Source organism: Leucobacter luti (assembly GCF_019464495.1).
GTDB classification, from domain to species: domain Bacteria; phylum Actinomycetota; class Actinomycetes; order Actinomycetales; family Microbacteriaceae; genus Leucobacter; species Leucobacter luti_A.
In genome coordinates this window covers 1870413-1887213 of record NZ_CP080492.1, presented here as the reverse complement: position 1 = coordinate 1887213, position 16801 = coordinate 1870413, and the positions used below count along the sequence as shown (strand labels likewise).

General features: G+C 62.0%; 9 protein-coding genes and 2 rRNA genes. 9 read left to right on the top strand and 2 right to left on the bottom strand.

Translation table 11 applies throughout. The annotated features are described in order from the left end of the window. Positions 1-66 precede the first annotated feature (66 nt). Complete coding sequence (locus K1X41_RS08460) at positions 67-990, top strand: class C sortase (RefSeq protein WP_133616261.1); 924 nt, start codon at positions 67-69, stop codon at positions 988-990. On the opposite strand, the gene K1X41_RS08455 is transcribed toward K1X41_RS08460, so the two are convergent. After that, positions 991-3024 (bottom strand): sigma-70 family RNA polymerase sigma factor, encoded by a 2034-nt coding sequence (locus tag K1X41_RS08455; protein WP_220174377.1) that lies wholly within the window; start codon positions 3022-3024, stop codon positions 991-993. 241 nt (positions 3025-3265) lie between these two features. Here K1X41_RS08455 and K1X41_RS08450 point away from each other — a divergent pair, with 241 nt between their 5' ends. Continuing rightward, positions 3266-4237, top strand: coding sequence for a helix-turn-helix transcriptional regulator (locus K1X41_RS08450; protein ID WP_220174376.1), 972 nt, complete (start codon positions 3266-3268; stop codon positions 4235-4237). Between the two features lie 4 nt (positions 4238-4241). After that, the gene (locus K1X41_RS08445) at positions 4242-4802 is read left to right on the top strand and encodes a pyridoxine/pyridoxamine 5'-phosphate oxidase (RefSeq protein WP_133616258.1); all 561 of its coding nucleotides are present in this window, start codon (positions 4242-4244) and stop codon (positions 4800-4802) included. A 27-nt stretch (positions 4803-4829) separates the two neighbouring features. Here the strand turns inward: K1X41_RS08445 and K1X41_RS08440 are convergent, their stop codons facing one another. Further along, positions 4830-5669 carry an endo alpha-1,4 polygalactosaminidase gene (locus K1X41_RS08440; protein ID WP_220174375.1) on the bottom strand — a complete coding sequence of 280 codons (840 nt, stop codon included), beginning with the start codon at positions 5667-5669 and terminating at the stop codon, positions 4830-4832. Between the two features lie 34 nt (positions 5670-5703). Here K1X41_RS08440 and K1X41_RS08435 point away from each other — a divergent pair, with 34 nt between their 5' ends. The 6 genes from K1X41_RS08435 to K1X41_RS08410 all read left to right on the top strand — a co-directional run bounded on the left by K1X41_RS08435 (position 5704) and on the right by K1X41_RS08410 (position 16708). Then, on the top strand, positions 5704-6642 hold the full coding sequence (locus K1X41_RS08435; protein ID WP_220174374.1) for a 2-hydroxyacid dehydrogenase: 939 nt from the start codon (positions 5704-5706) through the stop codon (positions 6640-6642). A gap of 7 nt (positions 6643-6649) precedes the next feature. Then, entirely contained in the window at positions 6650-7648 is a 999-nt protein-coding gene (locus tag K1X41_RS08430; RefSeq protein ID WP_258566391.1) for a DUF2804 domain-containing protein, read from the top strand. Positions 7649-7780: 132 nt separating this feature from the next. Further along, a complete protein-coding gene (locus tag K1X41_RS08425) occupies positions 7781-9289 on the top strand; it encodes an APC family permease (RefSeq protein WP_133616255.1) in 1509 nt (502 codons plus the stop codon). A 238-nt stretch (positions 9290-9527) separates the two neighbouring features. Continuing rightward, positions 9528-10904: an NAD-dependent succinate-semialdehyde dehydrogenase gene (locus K1X41_RS08420; protein WP_133616254.1), complete on the top strand. Its 1377-nt coding sequence runs from the start codon at positions 9528-9530 to the stop codon at positions 10902-10904. Between the two features lie 733 nt (positions 10905-11637). Continuing rightward, a 16S ribosomal RNA gene (locus K1X41_RS08415) occupies positions 11638-13160 on the top strand. A gap of 441 nt (positions 13161-13601) precedes the next feature. After that, positions 13602-16708, top strand: a 23S ribosomal RNA gene (locus tag K1X41_RS08410). The 16S and 23S rRNA genes sit together here, the layout of an rRNA operon. Positions 16709-16801: the final 93 nt, after the last annotated feature.

Below are 16801 nucleotides of genomic sequence, written 5' to 3'. Positions count from 1 at the left end.
GCAGCAGGCACCCGGCTCGCACCCCCGCTCACCCGTTCGATTCCCCTTTCACAGACGGAGCACACCATGCGGCATGCAGACGTAGACGCAGCTGAGACGCGCACCGCTGCGCGCACCGCAGCGCGCTGGAGGCCAAGCGCCCTGACCATCGTGATCGCGGTGCTCGCGCTCGCCGGAATCGGCGCGGGCCTGTACCCGATGAGCGCAGGGTGGCTGTCCTCCTACAACCAGTCCAAGGTGCTGAGCACGTCGGTCGCGAATCTCGACTCGCTCACTCCCTCCGCCGACGAGCAGCTTGCAGCGGCCGAAGCCTACAACCGAGCGCTCAGTGCTGGCGTGGTGCTCGGCAAGAACGCGCATGTCCCGGTTGGCGACTGGACGCTCGCCGATCAAACGTTGGAGTACGACGAGCTCTTGCGAGGCGGCGCGAACGGGCTCATGTCTCGCATCAAGATCCCGTCGATCGGCGTTGACCTTCCGGTATTCCACGGCACGAGCGACGCGGTGCTCGCCCGCGGTTCAGGCCACCTGGAGGGCTCGCACCTCCCGGTTGGCGGATCCGGCACCCGCTCGGTCCTCACCGCTCACCGCGGCCTCGCCAACGCGACAATGTTCACGAATCTGGATCAGGTCACGCTGGGCGACACATTCGTTGTCGAGACCCTGGGCCGTGTCATGACCTATCGGGTGCGCGACATTCAGGTGATCGCGCCAGAAGACACGGGCACACTGCGGGCTGAGCTGGGGGAGGACCTGGTGACGCTCATCACTTGCACTCCGCTCGGAATCAACACCCATCGGATCGTGGTCACCGGTGAACGCATCACCCCCACACCCATCGCCGATGTGCAGGCGGCTGGAGCGACTTCTGCGATTCCGGGCTTTCCGTGGTGGGCTGTCTGGTCAGGTCTCGGCCTCCTCCTCGTGACGGGGTATGTGGCGAGGCAGGGGTTCGTTGAGGCCGCGGCGCGCAGCCGCGACGCCGAATAGCTACTGATAGACGAGTGGTGCCGTGCCAGTCACGCCCATGCGCTCGCCGCTGCAATAGCTGTAGTTCAGGCTGAGCGCGAAATCTGCCACCCGCAGTTGCAGTGATCCGGCGCCCTGCGCGTCAAGTGCTACCCGCTGCATCGCCACGCGGGATGACCACACGCACACTTCCGTGAGCGGTTGGCCGGTGACGTCGGCCCAGATTCGAGGCCCGAACACCCCGTCTGGTCCCTGCACCACACTGATCGTGAAGGTCGCGCTCGGCTGCGCCAGCGTAAAGGGAAAAGTGGTGGTCGCCACAATGGCGCCGTCCACCACCTGAGTAATCACGGCAACATGCGCGCCCGCCGCAAGCTGAGTGGGAGCCAGATCGATGTGCCACTCGCCCGCTGCAGAAGCCGTGGTCTCCGAGCGCTGCCCGGATACGTCGATGCGCACGGTCGCGAGCGGGGCCGCTCTGCCGGTCAGCAGCGGCGCGAGCGTATCGGTGTCTGCGTCTCCGCGTGCGACGGTGATCACCGCTGGCACCTCAGGAACTGTCGGCTTTTCAGGCTTCTCAGGCTTTTCCGGTTTCGTTGGCTCGACGGGCTTTTCCGGATTCGTTGGCTCGACGGGCTTTTCCGGATTCGTCGGCTCGGCAGGCTTTTCTGGATTCGTCGGCTGCTCCGGAGGAGCGGGCTCATCCTCTGGGGGCGGAGGAGGCAGAGTCGGCTCTCCCGGCGGCACCGGATTCTGCGGCACGCCAGACGAATCGGGATCCGTGACCGGCGTGCTTGCCGGCTCCGCGCGGAGCTCAGAGCCGGGCGTTGTGTCAGCCTCAGCGGGGGGAGCAGTGTGTGCGGGGGCACGGTCATCAGCTGGGGTGCGCTGCGCGTGGGCAGACTCCGACTCCGACTGAGCTTCGGTGTCCTGCTCTGAAGTGGGAGCGCTCTCGGTGCTTCCACCCTCCGGCAATAGCGGCAGGATTGCGGTGACGCCAACCGCGAGCGCGACGGCAGCTGTGGTGGCCACCGCTATCCCAGCTGTGAGCGCCCCGCCCCCGGCCTGCGAGAGGGCTTGGGTTGCTCGTCTCGTGTGCCGAGCAACGGCCCTGACACCGCGCGTAGCGAGATCTCCAGCCCAGGTGCCTGATCCGGCGATCTGGGCGCCGCCTGCGGGAGCCGCGGAGAACGCTGCAGCGCTCGCCGCAGTGGGCGCCGCCCACAGATCCGTCGTGAGTGTGCCGCCCAGTGCAAGAGCGAGTGCCCCGCCCGCCGCGATCTTGCGACCGAAGCGATGATTCTCGCGGCGGAGGCCGCGTTCGAGCCCAGCGCACTCGGTGCAGGCGGACAGGTGCGTTGCGACGCCGCGCTGCAGTTCCCCGCTGACGGCGCCGCGAACGAACTTCGGGAGCAGTTCGACGATGTCTTCGTGCCCGGAGGCGACCGCATTCGGGAGCTGCTGGCGGAGCCACTCGAGCCGCAGTCCTTCGCGAGCGCGGCGCGTCAGCGCAGAAACCGAGTTGGGGCTGAGACTGAGTCGCTCGGCAATCTCGGTGCGCGGCCGCTCTTCGACTTCTTGCCACCACAGGATTTGCTGCCACCGGTCGGGCAGTGAGGCGAACGCCGCGATGATGTCCCGCGTCTCTGATCCGCCATCCGTGAAATCCGTGGAGTCCTCCGCCGGAGTTTCTTCGAGGAGCTCGCTCGTCACTGTGCGCTGGCGCTCGTGATAGCGGCGTGACGCGATGTTCCGTGACACCGCAACCACATAGGCGCGAAAGTGTTCGACGGGGCCACGGCCGCGCTGCAACTGATCCCAGACCGAGGTGAAGGCCTCTGAAACGGTGTCCTCCGTGTCGGCGAACGCAAGCGGGTAGGTCAGGGCGCACACGGCCTGGTGGTGCTGTTGCCAGAGCTGGCCGAACGCGTCACGATCCCCGTTTCGAGCTGCCGCGATCAGGTGTCCATCGGCGGCGTGTAGCGCGAGTTCTGCATCGCGGCGCTGCAAGATCTCACCGTGGTGTTCGCTCTGGACCTTTGCTGCTGTTTTCACTGGTCCCCCTCCCAATTTCCCCAGTGGCCGCGCGCACGTACCCGCGTCTCACCGAGTGAGTGCTACTTTCCGGGAAAAAGTGACGCGGGGCAATCAAAATAAATGAGCCGTCTGCGATGCCGGGTGATCTGCGCGTTTTGCGGAGGTGTTCGCGCGATTTGCGCTGTGGGTCTCACTTGGGGTTACGATGAAGCAACTTTCGCGCTGTGCGCGGCGAGTACTGCATGACCGATGGGGGCACATGGAGCGGACGCGTGCGTTGCGAATGGGGCTCGGCAATGATCGAGACTTCCACCGCTTCGACGTGCACGCGCAGCGTGTCACGGACCTGCAGCAGTCGCCCCGCGTACGCACCCAGTTGAATGCTGCTGAGATCCAGATTGAGAGCTTCGCTGCGCAGCCACCGCTGCGGATCCGGATCGCGAGGTTCTCCGAGGTCGCGCTCGCACATGCCAGGGTGTCGGAGCTCCGCAGTCGCTGGAACAGGGGAGCCTGGCCAACGGATCGGGCGTTGCTCATGATCGTGCAGCATGGATCTCTGAGCGTGACCGGGCCGGATGGGAAACAGAAGCACGGCAGAGGTGCCTTTCTTATGCCGCCTGGCCCCGGTACGATCCACTTCGCGACGCCGACGGAACGCACCGACTTCGTCTGCATGAGTGTGCCAGCGCGAATCACCGCGGCGATTCTCTCGAGCGGCGGTGCCGACATCGTGCACAGCGCGGAGCACGGTGTCGCTGCTGCGCTCTTCGCCCCCACTGCTGCGTATATTTCCAGTGTGTGCGGGCTGGCGCAAACCGATGTGACCGACGGCGACCCGCTGCAGCACGCGCTCGAGGAACTTGCCCACTCGGTCGTGCGGCTCGCTGGAGGAGACGAGGCACGGGGGCCGAGGACGCTCTATGGGTCTGCAATTGCCGCAATTCGCCGCGGGTACGATGCGCCGTCGTTGAACCCGGAAACCCTCGCGCTGACACTCGGCGTATCCGTGCGCACCCTGCAATCAGCATTCCGAGCGGAGGGCCGCACCGTCGCGGGCGCGATCCGCCAGACGCGTGCCGCCGCCGCCGTCCAACTGCGGCACGAGCACCCGCACATGCCGCAGTCACGGATCGCAGCACTGACAGGCTTCGGCTCGGTTGACTCGTTGCAGCGCGCCATGCAGCTCGGCGCGGCGGTCCAAGCGCCGGAGCAGGCGCCCGAGTTACGCTAGGGCCATGAGCGATCTCGAGTCACGTCTCCGCACACTGCCCGCGTTCCCGAACCCGCTTCCCGTGCTCGACACGACGGGGCTTCCGCAGCATCCAGATGCGCTCTTTCGCGCGTGGCTCGACGAGGCGATTGCGAGCGGGGCACGCCAGCCGCACGCGATGGCGTTTGCGACCGTCCGCGCTGACGGCCTCCCCGCCGTGCGCACGCTGATCCTTAAAGACCTTGACGCTGACGGCTACCACTTTTCCACACACCGCACCTCGCGGAAGGGGCTCGAACTCGCGGCCAATCCGCGTGCGTCGATGCTGTTCTTCTGGCGCGAGTCGGGCAGGCAGGTGCGAGTCACAGGTGACGCCATCCCGCTCTCCGAGGACGCCTCGCAGCGCGACTGGCGTGAGCGCCCGAGCTACACGGGGGAGCCGAATCTCGAGTGGCAGCGCTATGCGCTCCGGCCCACTGAGTTCGAGTTCATGCAAGCGCGCGAGGATCGGCAGCACACGCGGATCGAGTATCGGCTGGGCGAGCTCGGTTGGGCGCATGAGCCAGTGGCAACGCCGGCCGGCTGAGCCGATCGCCAGTGATTCGCTCGCTGGCTAGGCGCAGCGCTCGAAGACATAGCCCGCGTGCTCCGGCGACGTGAGCTCCCGATCCCGCAGGACCATTGCGGGCGGGGACTCCGCATCGTCGCACATCTCAGCAAAGGTGCGCGGAAGGAAATCAGTGTACTCGATGTCAATCACGTGGCCGGCATACACCTCAGTGAAAGCGGCGCACTCCCGGTAGGCGGCGCATGTCTCGGTCACCGCGAAGTCGAAGCCGGCCCGATCGTGTAGCTCTGTGGCATCTTCCGCAGCATTCTTCTGGCCAGCTGCGAGACCTGCCTCATGGGCGGAGGCGACCAGATCAGTTGCGAGCGCGAGGTTGTCGGCCAGCGTGAGCGCCCCGTCTGAGCGCGTGTATGAATCCAGATTGTCGAACTCCACCGCGTCGAACCCGGACGCAGCGCAGCCGACGATCCACGGTTGCACGATCGCGAGAATCTCGGCCCGCTGCGTGGCCGAACTGGTGTCAAGCAGCACCTCGTCCGGCCACGCGGGGTCAACCACCGTCGCACCGTCTGCCGTACGCAACAGCGCGTTCTCCGGCCAGATCTCGAGTTCGCCCGGTTGGGTCTGGAAGCCGTTCACGTAGCAGATGGAGTAGCGGGTGGGATCCGGAGCCGCGGTGCGATCCCGTGCCACCAGCGTGACCGCTGTTTCAGGCTCATAGGCTCCGCCGAGCTGATAATCAGGCACCGCGTCCACAGGAGGCAGCGCGATCTCGGCGGAGCGGGGTGCATCCGGATCGGCGGCTGCGCACCCGACAAGCCCCAGTACCACGGCTGCGAGTACCGCGGTGAACGCTGGAACAGAGGTGCGGCGCGAATGATGCATAGTGACGATGCTATGGCCCCGGTACACTCGGGGCATGAGTGACTTGGTTGTCTCCCTGCCCGCCGAAGGTCTGCGCGAAGCGATCGGGGAGGTGCCAGACGTCGAGTTTGTCGAGTGGGATCTCGCCGGGGACGCTCCCCGCTCCAGTATCGACATCGTCGTCCCGCCGTACTGGGGCGGGAACCGGCAGCTCGCGGCGCTCGCCGCAGTGAACGCGCGTCTGGTGCAGTGGCAGTCGATCGGCTACAACGGTGCCGAAAAGTACCTCCCTGCTGGGGTGCCGCTCGCGAACGCAGCGACCGTGCACGAGGCGTCAACGGCGGAGCTCGCGCTTGGACTCGCGCTCGCCGCACAGCGTGGGATCCCCGATTTCGTGCGCGCTGGCGATGCACACCGCTGGGAGCTGCGCTCGTATCCGAGTATCGCTGATCGCCGCGTGCTGCTTGTGGGCTACGGAGGGGTCTCGAAAGCCATCGAGGCCAGGCTCGCCGGCTTTGAGACGCACATCACCCGCATCGCACGCACGGCACGCGAGGAGCAGAACCTGGCGGGCGAAACGGTCGCGGTGCGTGGCTTTGCTGAGCTTGCGGAAGCGCTCGCTGAAGCCGAAGTGGTGATGATCGCGGTGCCGCTCACCGCCGAGACGCACGGCATGTTCGGCGCAGCCGAGCTCGCGGCGCTGCCGGACGGTGCCCTGCTCGTGAACGTGGCGCGCGGCCCGGTCGTCGATACTGAGGCGCTCGTCGCTGAGCTGCAGGCTGGCCGCATCCGGGCTGCGCTCGACGTGACCGATCCAGAGCCGCTGCCCGCCGACCACCCGCTGTGGGACTGCCCGAACACGCTGATCAGTCCGCATGTTGGTGGGGACTCAACGGCGATGCTGCCGCGCATGGCGGCGCTGATCCGGCGCCAGATCGGCCGGTTGCAGGCTGGCGAGCGCCCCGAGAACCTCGTGATCGGCGACTGGGCATAACCACGTGGTGATCCGCGAGCCGGGGATTGCCGCGCCCACCACGCTCGTGGGCGCCAACGGCCGCCTGAACCGCGCCGCCGTGGGATGGGCCCCTCAGCCCATCATCGACACGAGTGCGTTGGGCGCTGGCCGCGGACGCACCAAGCGATGGGAGTACTGGAACGTCATCACCCCGACGCACATCCTCGCGGCGACGGTCTCGTCGATCGACTACGCCTGCGTGCCGGAAGTATGGGTGCTTGAGCGCGCAACTGGCCGCGAGTGGGGGCGCACCGCCACGGTCATCCCGCCGCGCGACACGGTGCTTGCTGCACGACTTGAATACGGTCCCTCCTGGACACGCGCGAAAGAGCTCGAGATTGAGATCACGGAGGAAGCGGGCGGCACCAGAATCCAAGCTGAGATTCCGGATGTCGAATTTAACGTGTTCGCCGCGCTACCGCCGGGGCACGAGCGCCTCGCGCTCGCAGTTCCGTGGAGCGATACCCGGTTCCAATACACCGTCAAAGACGTCGCGCGCCCGGCAACCGGCACGCTGCGGCTCGACGGTGCAGAGGTGCGATTGCCCGAGGGGGAGAGCTGGGCGGTGCTCGATCACGGTCGCGGTCGGTGGCCCTACAACATCTCCTGGAACTGGGGCGCAGGATCCGGCCGCAGTGACGGCCACGTGATCGGTGTGCAAGTGGGTGCGCAGTGGACCGCCGGCACCGGAGTCTCGGAGAACGCGTTTTTCATCGACGGCCAACTGCACAAGATCCACGGTGAAACCGAGTGGGAATATGACCTCGCGCAGTGGCGGGCACCGTGGCGAGTAAGTGGCGGTGGGCTTGAGGCGGTGTTGACGCCGTTCCACGTGAAGCGCAGCCGGACGAACCTCCTCGTGCTCTCCGGCCGCACCGATCAGTGCTTCGGAGAGTGGGCGGGAACGTTCACCACTGCCGCTGGATCTGCGATCTCGTTTGCGGGTATTGCGGGCTGGGCGGAGGCCGTCCACAACCGCTGGTGAAGCGGATGCACACCCGGAACAGCGCACACTGTGCAGCGCGGTGTAGGCCGTGGCGCCGATCCTGCTCTATGCTCACTCGCGTGGGGGCGGATCGCGCCGCCAGGATCAATGCCGATCCGAAAGGAAACCAACATGTCCGATGCACCAACTCCCGGTCGCCTCGCCGACGAGGAACACCTCGCCGTTCTGGGCTACGAGGGCAAGTTTGATCGCTCGATGAGTCTGTGGGCGAACTTCGCTCTCGGCTTCACCTACCTCTCGCCCCTCGTGGGCGTCTATTCCCTCTTCGCAACTGCGCTCGCAACGGGCGGCCCGCCCTCGATTTGGTGGATCGTGATTGTCGCGTGTGGGCAGATGCTCGTTGCCCTGGTGTTCGGCGAAGTCGTGTCCCAGTACCCGATCCACGGCGGTATCTACCCGTGGGCCCGCCGGCTCTGGGGCCGCCGCTACGCGTGGCTCGCTGCCTGGGTGTATATCTGGGCGATGATCGTTACGATCACCGCTGTCTCCGAGTTTGGTGCTGGCTTCGTCACGAGTCTGCTCGGGATCGAACTCACCCCTGCGAGCACCCTGTTCATCGCGCTCGGCTTGCTGCTGCTCGCGCTCGCGATCAACTTCTCTGGCACGAAGTGGCTGGCACGCATCGCTCGAATCGGCCTGTTCGCCGAGCTCATCGGCGTGATCGGACTGGGACTCTACCTGCTCCTCTTCCAGCGCCACCACTCGTTCAGCGTGTTCTTCGACTCGATGGGCACCGAGGGAGACGGATCCTATGTCCCCGTGTTCTTCGCCTCTGCGCTCGCTGGTCTGTTCTTGTTCTACGGCTTTGAAGCCTGCGGGGACGTCGCTGAAGAGGTGGCGGATCCAGCTCGTCGGATCCCGCGTGCCATGATCATGACAATCCTCGTCGGTGCGGTGTCTGCGCTGTTCTCCTTCGCTGGCTACGTGCTTGCTGCACCCAATCTCGAAGACATCGTCGCTGGCAAGGAGGGGGATCCGATCCCCGCGATCTTGGAAGCAACGCTCGGCACCGCTGGCGCGAAGGTGTTCCTCTGCGTCGCGATCCTCGCGTTCATCTCCTGCGTGCTGAGTTTGCAGGCGGCCGCGAGCCGTCTGCTCTACTCCTTCGCGCGTGATGGCATGCTGCCTGGCCACCGGTGGCTATCGAAGGTGTCCGAGCGCAACAAGGTGCCGACCAATGCGCTGATCGTCGCCTGCACCGTGCCTGCGTTGATCTGCGTGCTCATCTACTTCAATGAGGGCATCCTGTTCTCGGTGACGTCCTTCGCGATCCTCGGTATCTACCTCGCCTTCCAGATGGTCGTGTTTGCCTCGCTGAAGCAGCGCTTCCAGGGCTGGCGCCCAGCTGGTCCCTTCTCGCTCGGCAAGCTGGGCATTGTTGTGAACGTGCTGGCGCTCGCGTACGGTCTGTTCGCGATGTACCTGCTGGCCAAGCCGGGGGAGAGCGGGGACTTCTTCACCGACTGGGTCGTGCTGCTCGGCCTGGGGGTCGTCCTCATCTCCGGGCTCGCCTACCTCTTCATCGCCCGGCCGGATCGCCTGTCGGATGCGCCCTCGGGTGACGCGAGGCACGTGGCCGACGAAATCCGCCGTCGCACCGGGCAGGTGTCCGTGCGGTAACAGCGACGCCGCGCTGCGTGAGCGGCGACTGTAAGCGGCGACTGTGGGCGGAGCGCCGGGACGCGTGAGCGATCCGACGCCCCGCCCACTGCTCAGTGTTTCTCCTGGCGCGAGCATTCTCTCTGCCTCGCCGCCGCAGTTTCTGCTCGAGTTTCTGGCGCGTGCCCCGCGCGAGTGGGACGATAGGAGACGTGCGCAGACATCTGCGCGCTGAACACTAGACAGGAAACGATAAATAATGGCGAAGTATCGAGTTCAGAACCCAGCGACGGGCGAGATTGTCGAGACCTTCGAATCCGCAACGGACGGACAGATCGAGCAGACGCTCACGGCAGCGGACTCCGCGTACCGGGAGTGGCGCGAGCGGAGCGTGCAAGAGCGCGCTGCCGTGGTGAAGCGCGTTGCTGAACTGTTCGAGGAGCGCAAGGACGAGCTTGCGCACCTCATCGCTGTAGAGATGGGCAAGTCACTTGCCGAGTCGATCGACGAGGTGGAGTTCGCCACGGCGATCATCGACTACTACGCGGTCTACGGGCCCAGCCTCATCACCGACAGCGAGATCCCGAGCACCATTCCAGGCAAGGCGGTCATCGAGCACCTGCCGATCGGCGCGCTGCTCGGCGTTATGCCGTGGAACTTCCCCTACTACCAGGTTGCGCGTTTCGCAGCTCCGAACCTGCTGCTCGGCAACACGATCATCCTGAAGCATGCAGACATCTGCGCGCGCTCCGCACTGACAATCCAGGAGATCATGGAGCAGGCCGGCGTTCCCGTGGGCGGCTACCAGAATGTGTTCGCCTCGCACGACCAGATCGCAACCATGATCGCTGATCCGCGCGTGCAGGGTGTCTCCCTCACCGGTTCCGAGCGGGCCGGTGCCATCATTGGCGCTCAGGCCGGTACCCACCTGAAGAAGGCGGTGCTCGAACTGGGTGGCATTGACCCGATGGTGGTGCTCGACAGTGATGATGTCGCCGCAGTTGCCGCTGACGCGTGGGGTTTCCGCACGTATAACGGTGGCCAGGTGTGTAACTCGAACAAGCGCCTCATCGTGATGGCGGATATCTATGACGAGTTCGTTGCCGAGCTGAAGAAGCTCGCCACCGGGCTGGTGCCAGGCGACCCCATGACGCTGGGAGAGGGCGAGTTCCAGCCCCTGTCTAGCCGGGCTGCCGCCGAGACCGTCCACGCGCAGGTGCAGAAGGCGCTCTCCGAGGGAGCGACCCTCGAGGCCGGCGGCGTGCTGAGCGACGGACCCTCCGCGTACTACTCGCCGGCAGTGCTCACGGGTGTGCCGCGCGACTCCGAGTCGTATCGCGAGGAGATCTTCGGGCCCGTCGCCACCGTGTACAAGGTGCACAGCGACGAAGAGGCGCTCGAGCTCGCGAACGACTGCGCGCTCGGCCTTGGCGGATCGGTATTCTCGACCGACGAGGCACGCGCGACCCGCGTCGCAGCGAAGCTCGAGGTCGGCATGGCGCACGTCAATATCATCGCTGCTGAGGCCGCTGAGCTGCCGTTCGGCGGTGTGAAGCGCTCCGGCTTCGGCCGCGAGATGGGCCCGCTCGGAATCGGCGAGTTCTCGAACAAGCGGTTGTTCTTCGTAGCCAAGTAGTGCTGGCGGGGACGCATCCCGCATAGTGCCTCGTGTGCCACCAGTGGCCGTCGCTCTCCGTGAGCGGCGGCCACTGGTGTGTGTGGGGGTGCTTTGGGTGCGTGCTTGGTGTGTGTCCGTGGGGGAGTGATGTGGCGTCGGGGGTTGTTCGGTTCGTGTTTCGACTCTTGAGCGCGGGAGCTCTCTCTGAAGCGTTGCTGCCTGGGGGCGTCGCTGGTCTGCCGTGTGTGGGCGCGCCCGGGATGTGGGGGTGTGGGGGTGTTTTGCTGGGCTTTTGGGGTGTGGGTGGTGGGTGTGGGGTGGGTGGTGTGGTGTGGGTGGTTTGTGAAAAGTGGCGGTTTTATGCGGGGGCGCGCCCGAGATGTGGGTGTGGTTTGCGGGTGGGGGTGGATCCACGTAATCTATTCCCTTGTCACCGCAACGGAGCCGGGCAGCGAGGCAGAAGCTGAGCGGTCCGGCTTATAGGAATGCGAGCAGCGCAAGTTTCTTGTGCTAAGCTAGACAGGTTGCCGTTCGGAAGGGCCGTGAGGGTTCTGACGGGTGGTGTCTGGTCTTTGAGAACTCAATAGTGTGCACTTTATTGTCAAGTGCCAATTTTATCCCGTCGCCAAGTTTTCTTGGTTGATGGCGATTCCTTTTGGACAAATTATATGAACGTCAGTAATGATGTTCGTTTTGTCAGGTTGAACTCGTTCATGGGTGGCTTATTCCGCTGCTTGTGGGCATGTAATTTTTTACGGAGAGTTTGATCCTGGCTCAGGACGAACGCTGGCGGCGTGCTTAACACATGCAAGTCGAACGATGAAGCCTAGCTTGCTAGGTGGAAGAGTGGCGAACGGGTGAGTAACACGTGAGCAACCTGCCCTTCACTCTGGGATACGCACTGGAAACGGTGTCTAATACTGGATATGACCCATCACCGCATGGTGTGTGGGTGGAAAGATTTATCGGTGAAGGATGGGCTCGCGGCCTATCAGCTTGTTGGTGAGGTAGTGGCTCACCAAGGCGACGACGGGTAGCCGGCCTGAGAGGGTGACCGGCCACACTGGGACTGAGACACGGCCCAGACTCCTACGGGAGGCAGCAGTGGGGAATATTGCACAATGGGCGCAAGCCTGATGCAGCAACGCCGCGTGAGGGATGACGGCCTTCGGGTTGTAAACCTCTTTTAGTAGGGAAGAAGCGAAAGTGACGGTACCTGCAGAAAAAGCACCGGCTAACTACGTGCCAGCAGCCGCGGTAATACGTAGGGTGCAAGCGTTGTCCGGAATTATTGGGCGTAAAGAGCTCGTAGGCGGCTTGTCGCGTCTGCTGTGAAAACCCGAGGCTCAACCTCGGGCCTGCAGTGGGTACGGGCAAGCTAGAGTGCGGTAGGGGAGATTGGAATTCCTGGTGTAGCGGTGGAATGCGCAGATATCAGGAGGAACACCGATGGCGAAGGCAGATCTCTGGGCCGTAACTGACGCTGAGGAGCGAAAGCATGGGGAGCGAACAGGATTAGATACCCTGGTAGTCCATGCCGTAAACGTTGGGAACTAGATGTAGGGCCTGTTCCACGGGTTCTGTGTCGTAGCTAACGCATTAAGTTCCCCGCCTGGGGAGTACGGCCGCAAGGCTAAAACTCAAAGGAATTGACGGGGGCCCGCACAAGCGGCGGAGCATGCGGATTAATTCGATGCAACGCGAAGAACCTTACCAAGGCTTGACATATACGAGAACGGGCGAGAGATCGTCAACTCTTTGGACACTCGTAAACAGGTGGTGCATGGTTGTCGTCAGCTCGTGTCGTGAGATGTTCGGTTAAGTCCGGCAACGAGCGCAACCCTCGTCCTATGTTGCCAGCACGTTATGGTGGGAACTCATGGGATACTGCCGTGGTCAACACGGAGGAAGGTGGGGATGACGTCAAATCATCATGCCCCTTATGTCTTGGGCTTCACGCATGCTACAATGGCCGATACAATGGGCTGCGATACCGCGAGGTGGAGCGAATCCCAAAAAGTCGGTCTCAGTTCGGATTGGGGTCTGCAACTCGACCCCATGAAGTCGGAGTCGCTAGTAATCGCAGATCAGCAACGCTGCGGTGAATACGTTCCCGGGCCTTGTACACACCGCCCGTCAAGTCATGAAAGTCGGTAACACCCGAAGCCGGTGGCCTAACCCTTGTGGAGGGAGCCGTCGAAGGTGGGACTGGTGATTAGGACTAAGTCGTAACAAGGTAGCCGTACCGGAAGGTGCGGCTGGATCACCTCCTTTCTAAGGAGCACTCACACCCTTTGGGTGTGCAGAATGGATTGTTCATCACCGAATGTGTGATGCAGTCTGCTCATGGGTGGAACATTTGACAACGTGGATTGTTGTTTGTGGCAGTGTTTTGAGTACGCCGGTGACGGTTGGAAAGAAATGGTGTTGTGGATGATGGTTTCTAGAGTGCATACTATTGGGTCCTGAAGGACCAGCCGGCTTGAGCATCTTTTGGGTGTTTGGGTGGACTGCCTTCTGACTCTTGGGCGGGGAACGTGTTGTTCTCGTTTGGGAGATCGACCGTACGTTGAGAACTACACAGTGGACGCGAGCATCTTATAACATCCCTTTTTTGGGGTGTTATTGATACTAATAATTTCATTGGTCACACATGACTGTGATTGGTCTTTCGGGACTGGTTGTGGTGGTGTGTGTTTCTGAATACTTATGTGATTTCAAGTTTATAAGAGCAAACGGTGGATGCCTTGGCATCTGGAGCCGAAGAAGGACGTAGTAATCTGCGATAAGCCTCGGGGAGCCGATAAACGGGCTGTGATTCGAGGATTTCCGAATGGGGAAACCCCGCCAGGGCGCGTGCGTACCTGGTGACTCCCGCCTGAATATATAGGGCGGGTAGAGGGAACGTGGGGAAGTGAAACATCTCAGTACCCACAGGAAGAGAAAACAACAGTGATTCCGGTAGTAGTGGCGAGCGAACCCGGATGAGGCTAAACCGATTATGTGTGATACCTGGCAGGGGTTGCATAGTCGGGGTTGCGGGACATACCGTGAGGCGCTGCTGAGCCTCGAACGTGAGAGTGAAGCTATAGGAGAACCGCTTGGAACGGCGGACCGGAGTGGGTGAGAGTCCCGTATCCGAAATGGTTTTACCGCGTGGTGTGTATCCCAAGTAGCACGGGGCCCGAGAAATCCCGTGTGAATCAGTCAGGACCACCTGATAAGCCTAAATACTTCCAGATGACCGATAGCGGACTAGTACCGTGAGGGAAAGGTGAAAAGTACCCCGGGAGGGGAGTGAAATAGTACCTGAAACCGTTTGCTTACAATCCGTCGGAGCACCCTTGTAGGTGTGACGGCGTGCCTTTTGAAGAATGAGCCTGCGAGTTAGCGATATGTGGCGAGGTTAACCCGTGTGGGGAAGCCGTAGCGAAAGCGAGTCTGAATAGGGCGATTCAGTCGCATGTCCTAGACCCGAAGCGAAGTGATCTATCCATGGCCAGGTTGAAGCGCGTGTAAGAGCGCGTGGAGGACCGAACCCACTTAGGTTGAAAACTGAGGGGATGAGCTGTGGATAGGGGTGAAAGGCCAATCAAACTTCGTGATAGCTGGTTCTCTCCGAAATGCATTTAGGTGCAGCGTTGCGTGTTTCTTGCCGGAGGTAGAGCTACTGGATGGCCGATGGGCCCTACAAGGTTACTGACGTCAGCTAAACTCCGAATGCCGGTAAGTGAGAGCGCAGCAGTGAGACTGTGGGGGATAAGCTTCATAGTCGAGAGGGAAACAACCCAGATCACCAACTAAGGTCCCAAAGCGCGTGCTAAGTGGAAAAGGATGTGGAGTTGCTGTGACAACCAGGAGGTTGGCTTAGAAGCAGCCACCCTTGAAAGAGTGCGTAATAGCTCACTGGTCAAGTGATTCCGCGCCGACAATGTAACGGGGCTCAAGCACGCCACCGAAGTTGTGGCATTCATATAACAGGTAGGCCTTCGTGGTCCAGCCGTATGGATGGGTAGGAGAGCGTCGTGTGGCGAGTGAAGCGGCGGTGTGAACCAGCCGTGGATGCCACACGAGTGAGAATGCAGGCATGAGTAGCGAAAGACGGGTGAGAAACCCGTCCTCCGGAAGACCAAGGGTTCCAGGGTCAAGCTAATCTTCCCTGGGTAAGTCGGGACCTAAGGCGAGGCCGACAGGCGTAGTCGATGGACAACGGGTTGATATTCCCGTACCGGCGGTAAACCGTCAAAGACCTAACTAGTAGTGCTAAGCAATCCAAAGCTGACTGGATCCTTCGGGTGATGGTTTGTGGCGGCTGCGAACCCGAACTGGGGTGGTGAGCGTGAGGTGTGACGCAGGAAGGTAGCCTGTGCCGGGCGATGGTTGTCCCGGTGTAAGTGCGTAGGCTGAGGGATAGGCAAATCCGTTCCTCGTGAAGGCTGAGACACGACGCGGACCCGTATGGGGAAGCAGGTGATCCTATGCTGCCAAGAAAAGCATCGACGTGAGGTTTGCTGTTGCCCGTACCCCAAACCGACTCAGGTGGTCAGGTAGAGAATACTCAGGAGATCGAGATAATCATGGTGAAGGAACTCGGCAAAATGCCCCCGTAACTTCGGGAGAAGGGGGGCCATCCACTTATACGGATTTACTCCGGAAAGGGTGTGGTGGCCGCAGAGACCAGTGGGAAGCGACTGTTTACTAAAAACACAGGTCCGTGCTAACACGCAAGTGGACGTATACGGACTGACGCCTGCCCGGTGCTGGAAGGTTAAGAGGAGAGGTTAGACCTTTGGGTCGAAGCTTTGAATTTAAGCCCCAGTAAACGGCGGTGGTAACTATAACCATCCTAAGGTAGCGAAATTCCTTGTCGGGTAAGTTCCGACCTGCACGAATGGCGTAACGACTTCCCAGCTGTCTCCACCGTGAACTCGGCGAAATTGCAGTACGAGTAAAGATGCTCGTTACGCGCAGAAGGACGGAAAGACCCCGTGACCTTTACTACAGCTTGGTATTGGTGTTCGGTGTGGCTTGTGTAGGATAGGTGGGAGACTGTGAAGCGGGCACGCTAGTGTTCGTGGAGTCGTTGTTGAAATACCACTCTGGTCATATTGGATATCTAACTACGAACCCTGATCGGGTTTTAGGACAGTGCCTGGTGGGTAGTTTAACTGGGGCGGTTGCCTCCTAAAAAGTAACGGAGGCGCCCAAAGGTTCCCTCAACCTGGTTGGCAATCAGGTGGCGAGTGTAAGTGCACAAGGGAGCTTGACTGTGAGACTGACAGGTCGAGCAGGGACGAAAGTCGGGACTAGTGATCCGGCAGTGGCTTGTGGAAGCGCTGTCGCTCAACGGATAAAAGGTACCTCGGGGATAACAGGCTGATCTTGCCCAAGAGTCCATATCGACGGCATGGTTTGGCACCTCGATGTCGGCTCGTCGCATCCTGGGGCTGGAGTTGGTCCCAAGGGTTGGGCTGTTCGCCCATTAAAGCGGTACGCGAGCTGGGTTTAGAACGTCGTGAGACAGTTCGGTCCCTATCCTCTGCGCGCGTTGGAGATTTGAGAGGATCTGACCCTAGTACGAGAGGACCGGGTTGGACGGACCTCTGGTGTGCCAGTTGTTCTGCCAAGGGCATGGCTGGTTGGCTACGTTCGGGATGGATAACCGCTGAAAGCATCTAAGCGGGAAGCCGGCCTCGAGATGAGATCTCCTTACACCTTTGAGTGTGTGAGGCTCCCAGTAGATGACTGGGTTGATAGGCCAGATGTGGAAGCACTGTAAGGTGTGGAGCTGACTGGTACTAATAAGCCGACGACTTGATTTCATCCCCACTATTGTGTGGGGGCATGAGTTCTTCAGTAACGATGTATTCGCGTCCACTTTGTGGTTCCCAACGGGCGGCCACACACTTTCCCTG

Excerpts from the sequence above, each read along its gene's own strand:
- K1X41_RS08460 (WP_133616261.1), top strand. The coding sequence starts at position 67 with ATGCGGCATGCAGACGTAGACGCAGCTGAGACGCGCACCGCTGCGCGC.
- K1X41_RS08450 (WP_220174376.1), top strand. The coding sequence starts at position 3,266 with ATGGAGCGGACGCGTGCGTTGCGAATGGGGCTCGGCAATGATCGAGAC.
- K1X41_RS08445 (WP_133616258.1), top strand. The coding sequence starts at position 4,242 with ATGAGCGATCTCGAGTCACGTCTCCGCACACTGCCCGCGTTCCCGAAC.
- K1X41_RS08440 (WP_220174375.1), bottom strand. The coding sequence starts at position 5,669 with ATGCATCATTCGCGCCGCACCTCTGTTCCAGCGTTCACCGCGGTACTC.
- K1X41_RS08435 (WP_220174374.1), top strand. The coding sequence starts at position 5,704 with ATGAGTGACTTGGTTGTCTCCCTGCCCGCCGAAGGTCTGCGCGAAGCG.
- K1X41_RS08425 (WP_133616255.1), top strand. The coding sequence starts at position 7,781 with ATGTCCGATGCACCAACTCCCGGTCGCCTCGCCGACGAGGAACACCTC.
- K1X41_RS08420 (WP_133616254.1), top strand. The coding sequence starts at position 9,528 with ATGGCGAAGTATCGAGTTCAGAACCCAGCGACGGGCGAGATTGTCGAG.